7 protein-coding genes and 1 tRNA gene are annotated in these 17766 nt (G+C 52.8%); 2 read left to right on the top strand and 6 right to left on the bottom strand.

Going from position 1 to position 17766, the window contains the following annotated elements:
- Positions 1-94 precede the first annotated feature (94 nt).
- From SPICO_RS10410 to SPICO_RS07330, 6 genes are all read right to left on the bottom strand, one after another.
- Positions 95-6349: an ADP-ribosyltransferase-containing protein gene (locus SPICO_RS10410; protein ID WP_041395172.1), complete on the bottom strand. Its 6255-nt coding sequence runs from the start codon at positions 6347-6349 to the stop codon at positions 95-97.
- Positions 6276-6506, bottom strand: coding sequence for a helix-turn-helix domain-containing protein (locus tag SPICO_RS10595; RefSeq protein WP_148229031.1), 231 nt, complete (start codon positions 6504-6506; stop codon positions 6276-6278). The genes SPICO_RS10410 and SPICO_RS10595 overlap by 74 nt, the downstream gene beginning before the upstream one ends.
- 564 nt (positions 6507-7070) lie before the next feature.
- Positions 7071-7154: transfer RNA gene (locus SPICO_RS07345), tRNA-Leu, on the bottom strand.
- Between the two features lie 189 nt (positions 7155-7343).
- Positions 7344-8684, bottom strand: a complete 1341-nt coding sequence (locus SPICO_RS07340) for a sn-glycerol-1-phosphate dehydrogenase (RefSeq protein WP_013740037.1) — start codon at positions 8682-8684, stop codon at positions 7344-7346.
- Between the two features lie 127 nt (positions 8685-8811).
- Positions 8812-9975, bottom strand: a complete 1164-nt coding sequence (locus tag SPICO_RS09915) for a DNA/RNA non-specific endonuclease (RefSeq protein ID WP_013740036.1) — start codon at positions 9973-9975, stop codon at positions 8812-8814.
- Between the two features lie 47 nt (positions 9976-10022).
- Positions 10023-11003: a CPBP family intramembrane glutamic endopeptidase gene (locus tag SPICO_RS07330; protein ID WP_013740035.1), complete on the bottom strand. Its 981-nt coding sequence runs from the start codon at positions 11001-11003 to the stop codon at positions 10023-10025.
- A gap of 14 nt (positions 11004-11017) precedes the next feature.
- Between SPICO_RS07330 and SPICO_RS07325 the strand changes: the two genes are divergently transcribed.
- Together SPICO_RS07325 and SPICO_RS09910 are read left to right on the top strand one after the other, a co-directional pair.
- Entirely contained in the window at positions 11018-14083 is a 3066-nt protein-coding gene (locus tag SPICO_RS07325) for a PD-(D/E)XK nuclease family protein (protein WP_041395170.1), read from the top strand.
- Positions 14080-17736, top strand: a complete 3657-nt coding sequence (locus SPICO_RS09910) for a UvrD-helicase domain-containing protein (RefSeq protein ID WP_013740033.1) — start codon at positions 14080-14082, stop codon at positions 17734-17736. The genes SPICO_RS07325 and SPICO_RS09910 overlap by 4 nt, the downstream gene beginning before the upstream one ends.
- Positions 17737-17766 lie beyond the last annotated feature (30 nt).

The raw sequence follows: 17766 nt of genomic DNA, 5'->3' as shown, positions 1-17766 counted from the left end.
GCGGGGAATAGCTCGGCAAGCCTTTTTTCTTCATCGGACTCTAGGAAGCACCCTTGCACTTGCGGGGAATAGGTACCATGCCTGCCTTGTTTTGTCAATATATTAGAAACATCCCCGCACTTGCGCCGACATACTGGGAAAGATGTTCCGGAACCGCCCCGACATCACCATCTTTACGCCAGTCCTTGATCTGCTTCCGGGATCTGTTTTTTGGGTCAACCATAGCCTGAAGCATCTGCATGTCGTCGATGTAGGCGGCATCCATGGTATTCTCATTCCATGTCGTGGACTTCTTGATTTCTCCAAACAGATGAGCCCTGGCCTCTTTCAACCTGTGAGCTTCAAGCTTCCTCTGCAAAGCAGTGAGAATAGCGGTCTGCTTCTTTTCCTCCGCGCGTGATTCCTTGAGCGCGGCCCTCAGTTCTCCGATCCGCTGGTTTTTCTTTTTCTGTGCTGTCAGTTCCCTGGAAATCTCCCGTGCCTTGGATTTCGCATCCTCCGCCCGCTTCCTGACGGTCTTGATCTGTCTCTGCAAACCAGCCTTGTCTTTGGCCTCCTGAACCATATACCTGTCGAGGATGATACGGGAATCGGCTTCCATCGCATCAATCTGGGTTTGAGTCACCGGACCGTCGGCAGGTTTCATGTCCACCGATTCGACAAGAGGCTCATCTGCATAGTGAGTACCGAACAGTTCATTCTCAACGTCTTCTCCGACTTCTTCCAGATAAGCGGCGACGTCATTGGCAGTCGCATAGGCGTTGTTTCCATCTTCGCTGTTAGTAATCCGGGTGGCTACACGGTAATTGGCCTGTTCAACGACCAAGAGGGCGTTCCGATATGCCCGCGGATTGTTCATGATGGCCTGGCGGGCCCTGGCGAATTCTTCGGGAGATGATGACTCTTTCAACCTCAGCACATAGGGAGAAACACCGGGGAACGCTCCGAATCGAGCGCGGACGAATGTATAGACAGGCTTCCTTCTCTTAGGGAAATATTTGGTATCGACATCGCTATATACCCTGAGGGACGTGACCAGCTCAAGGAGTTTCTTATCCGAAGAAAGATACTTGTTCACAAAAAGACGATCCCGTTGATCGCGGGATTTCAGATGGGCGTATGCGTAGACTTTCCCAAAGAAATATTCATCTGCATCCATCCAGTCTTCAGGCGTGACATGTTCGTCAACAAAATCCCTGTCATAGACCTTCGGGTCATTTTTCATCGCCTCCATGAAATCCTCTGAAGTCTGATACTCGCGAGCTCTCTTGAGCAGTTCAGGCGATGCGTTGATCATGCTCCGGAGATTCATTTCCTTGACGGCCCATTCCTTTCCCTGGGCGGCGTATTCATCTACTACCGAGGTCGGGACGTAGTAATTCCCTCCCAGGGCATGCTGCACATCATTTTCCCGTTGATTGAGAATTTCTTCCTTCGCCTCGTCGGAGAGCTGGTAGAGAGCCGCCCCACCGTCACCCGATATCTTGTCTGACTCCTGAGAATTAGGTATACTTAAAGAAGAGGAGGACTCTATGGCAGTCAAATACTTTGATATCTGCGATATCCCCATGAGGACCGATGAAAGCGGAGTGTTTCTCAAGGCTGTGCTTGCACCTTCCGAAGACGGCACGTCCGTCATCGAGAGGGCACCGACCGAAAGAGAGCGTGGTATGTATGGGCGCAACATGCTGGATAGTTCCCTGCTTTCCCGCAAGCTCGCCGAGGCCTTGGCGCTCAATCCCGGCTTGTCGTATGACGCTGTCGGGGACAGGATACTCTGAGGTGAATAGACTTCTCTACTCCATTCCTTAAGGTCGTCATAAAGTTTTCTGATTGACTCAATAATTTCAGAACCAAAAATAGAAGTATATTTTTCTCTGTTCTCATAATACTTAGTCAGTTTTCTCGCCTCGGCGTATATCTCGTGTCCGCCGGTTTCTTTCGCATGGAATATCACTTTGTCCAGGAGCTGGACTTCACCGATGAATCCGTTGGACATGCGGATGTTCACCGTGAAGTCCCGGTAGCCGAAATCATCGTCCTTGATCTTTTGGCGGGCCACTTTTTCCGGGTGTTCCGCTATGAACCGTTCAAAAGAGGATTTCGCGTCATCGTACTCCTCGAAGACGAGCATCGCGCCGTTGATGTCCAGCAAACGTCCCCAGTCCCCGCCATAATCTTGCGCGACCTTCACCCTGGCGCGCTCGACGCCCTTCAAATCCCGACGGAACATGACTGCATCATCAGGCAGACGGAAGGCCGCTGCCATGGCGCGTACGGTATCCGAGAACTCCGTACGGGATTCCTCGGCAAGGGCATAGACACGTGACTCTCCGCCTTCATTTTCATTAAAAGGCACGTCCATACGTACTGAAGCAGTCTGGAACAATGCGTTCGGGAAGTCTTCCTTCGCCTCGGCAGAGAGCTGGTAGGAGGGGCTGTCGTTGACAGGTACATCACTCTCATTTATAGTAGTAGACAAGCGGTCTGTCTGAACTTGGCCAGAGCCTGACGTCATGCCAGGGGCGGCATCGATTCCGGTGCTGCCGGACAGATGATTATCATAATAATAGGCAGTGACCAACCAGTTCTTTTTCTCCCCATTCCAATCAAGCCTGATAGCAGCTCTTGCTTCGAGAAGCAGTATGTTCCGCCGGTCTTTTGATGGTGCAGATACAACTCCTGTTTCAATCAATTCAACCAATCGAGGCAATATATTCGGATGCTTCTCCTGGATATGAGCTAAACCATATCCCGTCTCCCCTGGTTTCCCATAGACGAAATCGATATCTCCGATACCTTCCTTGTACATAGCCGCGGGGACACTGCCCTGCTTCACTTCCAGCAGGTGGTCGATTGCCTCCTGTGGTTTGCCGGAGAATTCCGCGTATTCGGGAGAGAAGTCTTCGGTCTGGAAAAGAATGCTTGGATTCGTCGCATTGAATGTCCCGACGTTATCGGTGGCGGACTTGATTTGTCCGGGATCAAACACCGCTATGCCTGTGCCTGATTCATCATGCACATAGACACCATCATGCCCCGCATCCCTCCATTGTGCGACCTTTTGAGGCGATTCCGCGTCATGCTGTTCGATACCGGATGACATCTCATTCACCGGATTCTTTACAGAAAGAAAAACCGGAATGACGTCCCTTTTCCCGTGTGCCACTCGTTTTGCAGACTTTTCATCAAACCCCAAATAAATGGTTCCTGCGGAATTCCCACTTTGCAATGGTGTGGATTCATTGTCCGTCGCATGATAGGCCACCAGAGGCTCGCTGTTCTCGTCCACGACCTGAGAAGAATCAAACGTGCCTTGGTACAACAACTTCGTTACAATAAGTCTAGAAGCAGGTGTTGAGCTATCACCCTTAAATGAGGTGTCTTGAAGTGGCTCATCACTCAGCTTCTTTTTTATGGCCACTTCTGTATGAGAAGAATCGGACTTGCTTTGTGACGATACCTTTGCTATAATTGTCTCAGAAGCTTCAGTTTTGGTATTACGGTTTGGATGGTTCCCATCCATGTAACTTCGTACTTGGTTACCAAACTGGAGCTTTTCTTTTATTTCCACTTCATGCAGATAGAAATGGCGTGAGTTCTCCTGTTGGTTGATGACGACTTCACATATATATTGCTCATCCCCAATGACAATTGGAGCATCTATCGTTATCGCGGTATATCCCCTGCCCTTATAGTTTTCTATCCGATTGAACTCTCGTCCATTTTGAATCACAGCAGGAACAGCAGCAAATGCAGAAGCTTTTTTTCTACCGATTCCATGAGCGACAGAAGCCTGAATATCACGGCGTGTCAACGTGATTTCCCCGACACCTTCGCGGACAACCTTGTTACCGATCTTTCCAAAGAAAGCAGCAACATTATCAACGAGGTTTTCTTTGAATTCCTCTCCAGTTATCGTTGATACAGGCTCTGCATTCATCAGCCACTTAAAATTCTCTGCTGCTTCCCAATCCCCAAACCAGTTTTTAAATGCCGTCGTTCGTACCGTCACCCATTGTCTTTCCGTGAGGTTCGTCGGCTTTCCATTCGGAGCCTTCATCCACAGGTCTGTTCCGCGATAACGGTTTTCAACCTCAGTGTACTGACGCTGGGCCTCTTGTGGTGTCAGGGAGGATTCCTGTTGGAACAGCTCCACAGCCCGTCCCGCGCGGTTCTCTGCCGTGCCGTCTTCGCTGAACAGTCTGTCGAACGCCTTCACGACATCCGCGGAGAGCCTGTCCTTGAACTTCTCCACCAAAGCCTTGAGAGCCGCCTTGAAGCGCTCGAAGAAAGGCTTCATCTCCTCGATGGGTGCGATCCCCCGTCCAAGGTATCCTGTCCCGTCCTCGGCGAAACGTTCCTCGAACGGACGAACCGCCTCTGCCGCCTCCTCATACGTGGAGAACTCCTTCTTTCCGAGATAGAACTTCCCGTCCCTTTCCTTAATGTCCTCAAGCCACATCTCCCCTTCCGTCCCGCCATACGCTTTCACGAAGGGAGCCATAAGTTCCTTGGGAACCAGAGGACGCATGAAATGAAGCACTTCATGGGGAAGCGTCGAGGCATCAGCCTTCTTGGATATGTGGACGGTATACACGGGTTTCCCATTCACCAGCGACGGTCTTTCGAGGAAACCGAGAGCGACCTTGCCCTTTTGGGGAGCAGGAATCTCCGTATCCAGCGTGAACGTCAGGTGATTCTTCAATAGATCGTCGGTGTTCATCTTCAGGGCCTGCCCGACGGCAAGGACGGCGTCGACATTCGCGTCCATGTCGGAGCGGGATATGCGCCCCTCTGTATGGGTGACAAGGTCTCCGATCGCCTCCTCAATCATCTCCCGCTCGCGTGTCTGGATCGCCCGGTCTGCGCTCATCGTGCTCAAGGGGAAGGGGATGTCCACCTTCGGCAGGTAGGACGCGTCCGGCTCCGTGCTTTCCATCTGCCCGTCGTCCATGGCAAGGGAGAGCGTCACCTTGGACTCGCCCGCCACGATGTCGTACTCGTCGCCCCGGCTTTCAAGTGCCATGCGGGAGATGGTGTCCTTGGCGGCCTCGTAGTCCTCCTGCGACTCAAAGACAAGGGTGTTCCCGCTGATGCGTGAGCCGAAATGCAGTGCCATCGTGTTGATCTGCTCCGCCTGGGTATTCCCGTCGGCCTGGGGGATGTCTTGTATGATGATTTCTGCCGACTTCGCCCCCAAAGCCTGGGCTTGAGCGTATTTCTCTGACTCCTCGGCATTTATTGGAATCAGACGATTCCCTGATTCATAGACTCTGATAGGAGATATTTTTGTCTTTTTTCCCGATGACCCGGAATCAGGAGTGGACGTAGTCGCTGTCTTTTCTCCGATAGTCTCCCGAATATCCTGGATAAGGTTCATCGGTGCGCTGGCAGATTCTTTGGTTTGTGTGAAATTCTGCCGCGCATCAAAGCGCGTGCGGACTCCGTAGACCCCACCACCAAAGAGCCCGGAGACAAGCGAGGGGATGATCATGTCCTTACCGGCCTCTAACGCTTCGGTCAGGCCTCTGTCGACAATCTTCCGCATAGGTTCAAGGTCAAAACGACCGCCCTTTTCGTTGGCTATGGTCTTGAGGATGTTCGTCGTCACACCGGAAACGAGAGCCCCTTCAAATTCCTCAAAGCCTTCGCCGAACATCGAAAGTCCCGTTCCCACGCCGAACTGTGTGGCGAAATCTTTCCATCCAGTGAATAGCGCTTGTCTTAATCCTGCGGGAGAGATGGAGCTTTGCAACATTCTCACACCAGGGAGCATTTCGCTTCCCACGGTTTCAATCGCTCCGCTGAGGATCACGTTCGTCCAGAACATGCCCGTTGCAAGAGGACTGTCCAAGTCCAATGTATTTCCGTAAGGAACGGTGATTTTGGACATCTCATAAAAATTATTCCCCGCTTCCGAAAGACCCGTGAGCGAGAAATTCACTCCGGCGGCAAGACCACGCCCGACCAAGCTCATCACCTTCGCTCCCGTAGGACCGAACGCATAGCCCAGAAGCGTCAGAGGGGCTTGGATAGCGAGATTCACGCCCACATAGCGCGCAGTCGATCCCAACGGCTGGATGCTGCCAAGAACGCTGTCACCGGCGAATCCATATTTCTCCCATACAGGAGAGACGAGAGACGAGTACCCATCCGCCATGTCCTTGAACTTCTCATTCTTTGTAACCATATACAGTCCGTAGGACAGTCCGCTGAGGTTGTTGTTCATCGCATTGTTCGCAGTGGTGATAAGGGACTCCGCAAAGGGTGCCCTATGCGTCTTGCCGTCCAGAAGTCCGGCCTGGAGCCCTGTCCGGGAGAAGGTGACCGCCTGTTTCATGGGCATGCCATAAACAGCATGCAAAGCGATCGCGCTGTCCAGGACATTGGAATCCGAGGCGGTCCTTGCCTAGTTCCTGGGCTATCCGTGCAAAACTGATTCCTTGGGACACCATCCCCTCTATTCTGATTTTCTCACTCAACGTCAGATGATTCTTCGCCATACTCGTTCCTCCTGTCCGAGCCGTGGCGGTTGCCGGAGTCTTTTCAGTGTACCAGCAAGTGCATCATGCCTGTGAAGTACTTCTCGCAACTTCCTTCAGATTTCTCGTTGCCTTTACTTTTTCATTTGAGTAGGAAGATGCGATGCTGCCGATGCTGCCGATGATCACGGAATTCCTTGACAAGTAATTCTTTCGTAGTTATCCTATTAAGGCTTGGTCTGGAAAAAACGCCCCCGGGATTGAATCGGGGAATCGTATCGGTTGATACGACCGCGACTTTTTCCAGATCTGTTCTTTCTCGCAGATGAAACTTGGCAGACTGACGAAGCTTGCGGTACACTCATGCATGAAGGACGGTCCTCCTGGTTCGTTGTGTTGTGGTAAACCAACTCTACCAGTTTTTCCGTCCTTCTTTCTATTTCTTTCCGCTTTTCTCTTCGGCTACTTTATCGTCCATCCCACAACTTTCCGCGTTGAGCCTGAAAAAAATTCTGCCCGAAGCAAAAAAAAGAAGGCAATTTTACCCTATGTAACAATCTATTACACAAGGAAATAACCTTCTCATGCCCAGAACAAGACTCGAACTTGCACAGTGTTGCCACCGCTAGGACCTGAACCTAGTGCGTCTACCAATTCCGCCATCTGGGCGTACACGTGAATATACCTGCTAGAAGAATGGATGTCAACAGAGTGAACGTCTTCAATAGAAGGGAGTTGTAACTTTTCACCTAAAATATCCATGTTGGCTCTTTGTTGCTCAATAGTATTCTTTCTTTGAAAGAAAATCTTGCATAAAACTATCTATGTGGGAAATGGTAAGTTTGCAAAAGGAAGAATCTACGCAAACCTCGTGAACCATTTCCCGCTGTTCATCAGAGGCTCCTCAAGTTCATCATAAACACCCGTGATGAACATTAAATCCAGAATGGTAAAACGGTTGCGGATCATGCCCGACACATGCATCCCCTTGTGGAATTCCTCGCGGCTCAGTCCAATGTCAGCCGGTTCGACAGGACACCCTGCTGTAACAAAGTGCTCCCGCAGTTCAGGGAAGGGAATGAGCTGCTTTCTGATGATATCATTTAAGGAATCCCACTTGGAGCAGAGAGACTCCAGCATCTCATCCCAGAGAGATGGCGCAGGGAACTTCTCACGGGAGACACGGAGTACATCGTCAAGATTATGCTGCCCCTTAAGCCATGAGCATATCTCCTGTTCCCTGTCCTCCCATGAAGGCTTCTTCCACGCAGAAAGGCGTGACCTCAGGGCATCGCAACCCAGGGCGAAGAACTCCTCATAAAAAGCGGTAGAAGCCAGCGTCCCCAGAGCAACCTTGAAACCATGGGAAACCGGAAGTCCGTCATGCTCCAGATGATCCATCTCCCAGACATGACTCATCAGATGTTCTGCGCCACTGGCCGGACGGGAATCATGCATCCGTTGCATGGCGAAACCCGTGTTGCACAGACCAGTAAATATGGATGAGATGGTTGATGGATCGCGGGCTGCTATGCCAGCGGAGGAACGCACTTGGGCGTGAAGGGGAGTCTGTATCATATCCCAGACAGCGGGATGAAGAAGATGCGTGCCAAAGAAATCAGCGACGAGCCAGTCGGCTCCAGCGGGCAACTTGGCAGCCAAATCGGCATACCCTGCCGCAATCATATCATAAGGCGCGGCACTGAGGATGCCAGTGTCGGCGACCACGACAACAGGGGCAGGACATGGAACCGTCTGCTTGAACCCGTGGATTGATACCGCGGCCCCTGCGGACGTATAGCCATCGACCGAAGGCGCGGTCGCCACCACCATGTAAGGCTGTCCCAATGCGCCGGAAGCGGCCTTTACAATGTCGTTGATTGAGCCCGCTCCCACAGCGATACATCGACAGTTTGGATGTCTGGAAAGTGCATCTTGCGCCTTTGCTATGGCTTTTTCATCAGCATAGAGCATGGGCGTACCAGGAAAGATGAATGGTGCGGCGGGGGAGAGTCCTGCTGTGTCGAGTTCCGTCTGAACCTGTCTACCCGCCACCTCCCATGTAATTTCATCTGCTATAACCAGTGGAGAGTATCCGCCGGAGGCCATGAAGTCGGAGAATATGACAGGAACATGGGAAATGATATCCCTGCCGACATCCAGCTTTTTTGTCGTCAGCGCAAAGTCTGCGTTTGCCATGAAAACCTCCCTCTTAAGCACTGTAGAACCTCTACCACCGAAACCACTGAAAGAATTTCCGTATCATCAGGACTACGGACCCTCCCGCGTTCCTTTCCAATACGTCGCCCTTCTTTGTAGTCCGAGGCTACAGTCCAACAGTATCCCTTACAATGACCAAAAGATTCTTCTTCACGTCTCCCAAAGTATCATACAGAACCGTTCGGAGATAGAGGACTAAAGCATCGTCAGAAGAAGATGCGGAAGTTCCTGTAGTTCCAGTATTCCCGGTAGTCCCTGTAGTACCCGTGGCCACGGTACCCACGGAAGATTCCCCTGACGTGGGGCCATCCCCAAGGGAGGCGAGGAACTGCTCTTTTTCAGCTTTAGTTGCAGAGAACCGCTTCCAGTCCCATGCCGCCGCATTTACAGATCCTTCCAGTGCTTTCTCTATGTCATCGGGGAGGCGGTGGAAGAAATCGAGACCCGTGACATCCTCGACCTCGGAGACTGTCACTACATAATCCTGGATGGAGCCGCCAGGCCGTTGGTTGGGAAGGATGAAGCCTATCGCCTTGGTCGTCGGGCCCGTATAGTCGAGCAATACCTTGTAATAATACTTGGGAACAGCAACCTTGTTCGTCCCGATGGTTTCATACGGACCATCGGTCAGGACGGGACCGGTCACGACAGCCACACGCCCTTCGGTCACTGCATTTTGACGCACGATGGCTTCTAGGGAACTCCACATGCCACGGTTCAACTGGGGAGTTTGGGGACTCATGTTGCTCATGAAGAAAGATTCGGACATAGCTTGAGCCGACCATGAAAGGTCAGCGGCGGGAATCAGATGTCCTCGGTCGTAACCACTGCCCGTGTAGTCCGCCGGAGTCGCGGAGCCCGTAGGGATCGACGGGTCAGCACGAAAATCATCGCCCCGCTCGAAAAGACCATAGACCTCCTCGGCGGTCAGTTCATAGGCGACCCACCACGGCTGCTCATGATCTTCGCTATAGGACAACGTGTATCCGGAATGACGCACGATGATGTCGCCTTCCCTGGATGCCGGTAGCTCAATGTCCAGGATGACGCCACCGGTAAGCACGCTCTCGGTGACAAGATTGTCCTGCCGCTCCACATACGCCTGTGGCCGTTCTGTGGGCGTGAGGATGAAAAGGACAATAAGGATGACGCCGATGATGATAGCCGATTGTAGCAGGGCGCGATGTTTTTTCTGGTTCGCGGGCTTTTTCTTCCGTGTCTGTCCGGTTCCGGGATTGTCCTTGGGTTTCTTTTTAGTATCACGAGCCATCATGCCTCCCATGTATGTTCTTGTGTTTTTATATTTCCGTTATCGCGTCACGGTGAAGAATCCGAAACGACTGAATCCGAAAAACCTGAAGCCGAAAGAACCGCGGATGAGGTCTTGCGTCTTCTCAGATGTGAAACCACCGCCACGGTAATCAGTGACAAAGCAAGCTGGATGACACCCCACCATGAGTCAGCCTTTCCCTGTGCCATGAGCAAAGGGTAGGCGGGGAGTGCCGAATCAGGATAGGAGACAATGAATACCGCCATGAGGTTGTTGGCGGCATGGATTCCCAAGGCTATCTCAAAACCTTTATGGACAAGGGAAAGATACATGACGCCAAAGCCGAACAGGGCATAAAAGAAGATGACAGGCGCTGCGTTGCTGGCTCCTGTCACTTCAGGATTGGCAAGATGCGGCAAGACGAATAGCAGTGCGGAGAACAAGGAAAGCCCAATGCGGCCTTTAGGATATCCAGGCAGATGCCAGGGGAGAGGGTAGAAGAAACGTGCGGGCATAAGCCTGAAAAGGATTTCCTCTACGCTCGTCTGCATGGGAATCAGTACCAGCGCGAGTCCCCACATGATGAGTATGATGTCCGGGGACGGGGAATCAGGAGAGAAAAAAGCTAACAGACGGTATGAACCGGGCATGAATGCCCAGTGCAGAAGGGTGGTCAGGCACAGGAACGCGGTATAGACGGCTGCGCTGAGACGCAGGAGCCCCCTGTCCCATGTACGGTTGTCAGTAAAAAGCCTCAAAAGTTGATGCCGGGGAAGAACCGAGCCATAGGCAATACTGCCAAGACCAGTGACGACATAAGGGAAAAGTATCGCCGCAAGGGATGTGATTTTCCAGTTCACGCCCAACCTATTCATCAGACGGGTTATGTCGGGCACAAGCAGCGATGAGACGATGAGCAACACCAGAAGGCCAATCCATGCCACGGCGATAGCTCCACGTCCCGGTCCGCCGGAACTCCGGGATGGTGTCTTGTCCTGATGTTTTTTCCTGTGTGTCGGCTCATCCATGATGTCACAGTAGCATGACACATGGTATACTTCAATGCATGGACAGTCATTTTTCCACTCCCCGGACGTTCGTGCACAGCCTGTTCGACACGGACTCCGTATTGGTGTTCCCCTCTGAAATCTCCGCTCGTTTCTGGCTGGAGGATTATGCCCTTCATGGCAAGAGCGGAGTCGTCCGTGCTGACAGGGCGTTGGCATGGGATACGTTCCGCGCCCGCTTTCTTCCTGTGCATGCGGAAAAACTTCCTGCGAATTCTTTGGTCAGGATGATGTTCGCCCGTGAGTTCCTTGAAGGCCCCCAAGGAGATACGGTTCCATGGTTCGCATCGTCCCTGCATCCTGAGACCTTCGAGGCGTATACCCAGCGGATAGCCCGGCTTCTCCCTCGGTTCGCCGATGTACTGCGTCGGGAACGCCAGGCGCGTCAGGAAAAACAGGAGGCTTCCGCTCTTGTCTGGGACGATGTTTTCCGGCAGCTTGCGGTGCTTCATGGTGCATATGAAAAATTCCTTGTCCGCCGCAATCTGTTCGAGCCTTCCTATGAAACCCCGTCCCTTGCCTTTGCGCCTCCGGTAATGATGGGCAAGAAACATGTCATTGTATTTTCACAGACCATCCCAGGAGTGGAAGGTTTGTTGAAGCAGTTGGGCAATCCTTCATGGATACAGACAGCCGACCCAGAGGCTGTTGCAGCTTCATCGGACGTAAAGTTGGATGTAAAGTTGGATGTGAAGTCGAACGCAAAGCCAGATATAAACGTAAACACAAAGGCGAACACGCGCAATGGGAAAGACTGTTTGCATGTCTTTGCCAACCAGAGCCAGGAAGTAGGCGATGTCGTGCGCCGTCTGAGGACTCTTGCGGAAAAAGGAGTGCCAGCCAGGGAGATGGCGGTGACTGTTCCCGTTGATGAAATCCTTGTCGCCCATTTGAGAGAAGAAGCACGGCTCCATGACCTGCCGTTGCGCCTCATCCAAGGCTTTTCGCCGCTTGAGCATCCCGCCGGACGTTTCTTCACACGACTCAAGGCTGTCTATGATACTGCCTTTTCCTTGCAGGCCATGAAGGATCTTCTGCTCGACATCGGCATCCCATGGAGGGACATCATTCTCCAGAGGAACCTGCTGGCTCGCGCCATAGAGCTGCGCATCGAGGGAGGGGATGTCCATTCTGCCTCCCATGATGCATGGTTCCAGCGTCTGTCGTGGTCGGAGCCTGACGCTTCCGGTACGGACGCACGCATGGACACAGGCATGGACGCAGGCGAAGCTCCCGTCTCCCTGCGTTCATGGTACGGGAAATTCCGTGGGACAGTGATCAGTGTCATGGAAGCGGAAACATCCCAAGACATCCGCGCCCGCCTGTCCTATTTCCAGCAGGAGTTCTTCTGCGACGAACGATGGGAGGCCGCCGCTACAGCGGAGGCGACCGCTGTCTATACCTTCTGCATGGAGAACCTTGAAAAAGTCGCCCAAGCCTTGCAGACAGCCGGCATCACTCGCTACCACGGACTGTTTTCTTTGTTTCTCTCCCATATATCCCAGACGCGATATGTTCCCCAGAGTTCAGGAGGGATTCCCGTGTACGTGTGGCCGCAGAGCGCGACCTTGATGATTCCTCACCATTATGCCATAGGATTGGGACATGATGTGACGTTGGTCAGTGATAACTCCGGAGACTTTCTCCCTGAGACGGTACTTTCCGCTTCAGTGCGCGAGGAACATGACATGACTGCGGCATTGTTCTCTCTCTACCGTTCCTGCGTCATGGAAGGACGGCTTTCCCTGTCTTCACAGGGTTACAACGGTGTACAGCTCCCTCCATCATGCATGGTCGAATCCGGCTTGGTAAGGCAGATGTCTTCATGGGAAACCTATGACTCGTGGAAGGATGAATTGAAGCTATGGAGGGGTGAAAAAACAGATTATAACTACAGTATGCTTTCTGGTCAGAGGGCATGGTATCGGGACAATGCCGGAACCGTCCTCACCAGGATGAGCAATGAAAGGGATGTGGCAGTGTCCGGCATGGATAATCCGGGCATCTTTTCTCCGCTTTTCCATGAGTGCGACCATGAACATGACCATGAGCATAGCCTTGAGCGCGGAGGGAAACCGCTGCTGACGCTTTCCTCGACCCAGATTGATGCCTTTGCCTCCTGTCCTTTCTCATGGGCATTGAAATGGGGGATGGGGGTGAGGGATGACCAGAACTATGAGGTTCCTCGGATGGATCACCGTTTCATGGGACGCTTGATTCACAAAGTCTACCAACTGTTTTTTGAAAAGGTGACGGCCATGACCGGCCTGTATGATGGAGAGCGGCACAAGGATACCTACCAGAAGCTACTGCTTTCCACGTGGGGGGACGAGTTTATGCGTTTGAGTCACAGCAATGACGCGCCATCACCGCCTACGTTACGCTGGATAAAAAACACGCTTGACCGGCAGCTTCCACAGATTCTTGACCAAGAGGAAAAAATCTTTTCCGGTACCCTCAGTTGGGAATTTGAAAAGAATTTGGAGATGACGAATGCGGATAAAGGCTATCATTTAGTTGGAAAGATAGACCGCATCGTACTGCTTGGGGCATCGTTGACCGACGTAAGAAACATGAAGACGGGAGCGGAAAACAATGATGCCGCTGTGGAAGGCCGGGCTCTTGCCGTGGTCGATTACAAGAAGGGCAACCTGAAGAATCTCCGGCCGGGAGACTACAGGAAGGAAGGGGGGCCTCCCTCCTTCCAGTTGCCGGTGTACCGTCGGCTGGTCGCCAGCCAATTGGCTGCCCGGACGGCACTGGCAGCGTATTATTCAGTGAAGGATGGTTCTTATAGCATCATCTGGGATGAAAAGGGAGACGGACAGCCTGTTGATGGTTCTTCTGCTGTGAATGCGGCTGCGAAAGCGACGAATATAGCGGGAGATGAGCGTGCTTTGGTTGAAAAGCTGGATGGAGAGCTTGAGAAAATGTTGGAAAAAATGGTCAGGGACATATCAGCCGGGCGGTTCGCCGCTTCTCCCGCAGCGGACTCCCGCGTCTTCCGTTCTGTCACGCGCAGGAGGTATGCTGTCAGATGAACACGAAGATGAATACGGAGATGAACGCGAATACTGCTTCCTTGACCTTTGCTGATGTCCTTGCGCGTACTGGCCGCAGGCTCGATGACAACCAGCGCCGCGCGGTGGACTGTGACAGCAACTGCGTCGTGTCCGCTGGAGCGGGAAGCGGTAAGACGACCGTCCTCACGTACCGCTTCATACGGCTTCTTATCGAAGGCAAAGCACACGCCGACCAAATCCTGACGCTGACCTTCACCCGCAAGGCGGCGGCTGAGATGCATGAACGCATCCATGCGCTGGTCAGTTCCCTGAGAGATGACCCGCTGATGGCATCTGAGCTTGCCCGTTTCCCACAGGCGCAGATTTCAACGTTGGACAGCTTCTGCTCGGCCATAGTTCGCTCCGATTGCATACGCTACGGCATCACCGGGGATTTTTCCATTGATGATGACGCGACCACCAGGTTCGCTTCCGTGGTAGCTTCGCGTCTCCTTGCCGATGCCCAGGATGAGGGAGCGCGCTTGCTCTCAGTCTTTTATTCCCCTGATGTCCTGGTCGATGAGTTTCTCGTTCCGTTAGCCACCGGAGGCATGGACATCACCCGGCCTCTCGATGCCGAAGCGGATACTCTGATGGTACAGAACTACTTCGGCGACCAACTTTCATCCGTCCTCACAGGCATGGAAGAAATTTGTCGTCAGATTGAGAGGCTTGACGGATCGGGTGTTCCTGCTACGGTGCGCAAGGCCTGTGACATCGCTTCTTCTTTCCTCTCTCTTGTCAATGGCTGGCGGGCAAGCAAGGACTTTGCCGCCATAGGTGATTTCTGCCAAGATGCCGAAACAAAATGGCGCAAGCCCGGTCAGGTGAAGGCAGGAAGTGCCTTGGCGGAACTCAAGGACATCACGCCGGAGTATGTTGTGATGAGGGACAAGGTCGGATTGTTCGCCTCCGCGCTGTCCTCCCGTGGCAATCTCCTGCCAATTTATCGCTTCCTGCAACGGTATCAGGAGGAATTTTTCCTGCGTAAGAGAGCCGCGGGCATCCTGACCTTCTCCGATGTCGCCCGTCTGGCAGTTGACATCCTCCTGACTAATCCCGCTGTCAGGACATTCTACAAGAATCGGTTCAGCCATATCATGATTGATGAGTTCCAGGACAACAACCACTTGCAGAAGGATTTGCTCTACCTGCTGGCTGAAAGACAGGATCTCTGCGGGGCGGCCATTCCCGTTGCCCGCGAGCTGGAAAAGGGGAAACTTTTCTTTGTGGGTGATGAAAAGCAGTCCATTTACCGGTTCCGTGGAGCCGATGTATCGGTCTTCAAGCAATTGGGGCATGAAATAGAGGAAGCCGGGGGCATTGCGCTGGAACTGGGGACGAACTACCGAACCGAACCGGCGTTGATTTCCCTTTTCAACACGTTGTTCCCCGGTGTCATGGGCAGCGGAGGCGAAGACTATGAAGCTGACTTTCGGCCTCTGGGTAGCCGGAGTCCATCACCCGGTCTCCTGAGCCGGTTCACCATGATGCATCAGGAACTCAATGATTTGGAGGATGATCCAGAGGATCCGTGGCTTGCCACTGATGAGGCGGAAGCCTCGGCTGTCGCGGACATCATAGAGGAAATGCTTGCTACCGATGCCTATTGTGTACCTGATGGGACAGGGGGACTGAGACGGCCTCATCCGTTGGAAATCGGTCTGCTCTTTCGCACAGGAGGAGGGCAGATAAGCTATGAGAAGGCTTTCAGGGCACGGCACATTCCATACTCCCTCCAAGTCTCCCGCGCCCTGTTGCTTGAAGCTCCGGTGAATGACTTGTACTCATGGCTCCAGCTCTGCGCCTATCCCTCTGACGGGATTGCCTATGCCGCCGCCTTGCGTTCCCCGCTTTGCGGCATCATGGACGCATCCTTGGTTCCCATCCTCCGTGCGTACAACGGATTGGATTCTACAAACGATTCCACAAGAGACCCGAAGGGTCAAAGTCAGGACGATGACCAGAATGAACGCCAAACTGACCGCCAAACTGACCGCCAAAATGAACGCCATGAGAGGAAGTATCCAATGTGGGTTCCGTTCGCAGAACCTGCCACTGCGGATATTCCTTGCTTTGGTTCCGTAGCCCCGGATGTCAAGGAACGGTATCTCCATGGCTGTTCCCTCTACCGCAAGCTGCATGAAAAGGTTGAGGCAGGTTCCGTGGCCGATGCTTTGTCTTTCCTCTGGCATGAGGGGGGCTACCGCCTGTTCCTGGTCTCACATGCCTCCTACCATGTCTACCTGGAGCATTTTGATTCGCTCTGGGAGCTGGCGCTCCAGTTTGACCGTTCCGGCAGGAGCCTCTTGGCATTCCTCGATTACCTCCGTCCTCGTCTTGGGCAGAATGAGAAGCTTGATGAGATGGAATTGCTCCGTGAGGAACCGGAGGGCGTGCAGATGCTGACCATCCACAAATCAAAGGGGCTTGAATTTCCTATTGTCATCATAAGCGGCATGGGCAAGGGCGGAGCAAACCAGAAGACCCCCGCATGGTTTCCCTTGGAGCTTGAACCTTCCTCCGCTTTGCCGCAAGGACGCACGGTTCCCGTGCCACTCCATATGGATCCTGAGAACTCTTTCAAGACAGGTAATGCGGTGTATTACCAAGCCAAGGAGGAGCTTCGGAGCAGAGAGGAAGCGGAGCTGAAAAGGCTCCTGTACGTAGCCTTGACCCGCGCACAATATCATCTGGTACTTTCTGGAAGCGATACGGCAAAGACTTCGGGCAAGGACAGCGAAAAGAAATATCTCTATTCCATGGTGGCGGAGAATCTTGACGGAAATCTTCAAGGTGATGGTCTTTCCTATCCTCTCTGTGACAGTCGTACCATCGAACCTGTCCGTCGGAAGGATTTTTACGGACAATCGTTCACGCCCTCTGTATCTTCCATAGTAGTCAAAGCATGGTATGAAGACGGGCAAGCTGTTCATGTTGATACCACGACTCTGAGACGTGCGGTCACTGCTCCGTCGGAAAACCTGACCACTGCATCCATCGTGGAAGTGGAAAGAGAAATGGAAGGGGAAGCAGAAGGGGCGGAATTGCCTGCCTGCCCATCTGATGGGCTTATCAGGACAAACAACCTACAGGCGCGTTTCGGTACATACGTCCATGCGCTCATCTCACATGCACTTACTTCTTCTGCACAGGGATTACAAGCTCAGGAATCGCAGTCGCCGGAATTGCAGTCATCGGGTTCATATGTGTTTCCCCAAGGGAAAAAGCGGGAAAAGCTGTTTCCTGACGGCATGCCGGAGGGAGTAGATGCCCGTGCTTTCACTCGAATGCTCCATGACGGAGAACAACTTGCCCGCAATTTTTTGGAAAGTACGTTCTGGAAAAATGTCTCCGCTCAGATGGTTTCCTGTGAAAGCGAGGTTCCATTCTTCATGAGACGTGATGAAAACGGACGGAACATTGTATACGAGGGAATCGCAGATTTGGTCGTTACCTTGCCTGACCGGGTGCTTGTCGTAGACTTCAAGACCGACACGTTCCGCGTTCCCCGCATTCATGAACGCCAGTTGGGAATCTACCGTGAGGCTTTCAGCCGCTTGACCAGAAAAAAAACGGAGGCGGCTGTCTGCTACCTCCGTTCTCCTGATGATGTTGCCCTGCTTGGATGAGGGGCATAAGGTTCGGATGAAGTTCCCTGC

Origin of the sequence: Parasphaerochaeta coccoides DSM 17374 (assembly GCF_000208385.1) — a bacterium.
Lineage (GTDB): Bacteria > Spirochaetota > Spirochaetia > Sphaerochaetales > Sphaerochaetaceae > Parasphaerochaeta > Parasphaerochaeta coccoides.
Note: the sequence above shows the minus strand (reverse complement) of the source record. Positions and strands in the feature narration are given on the sequence as shown.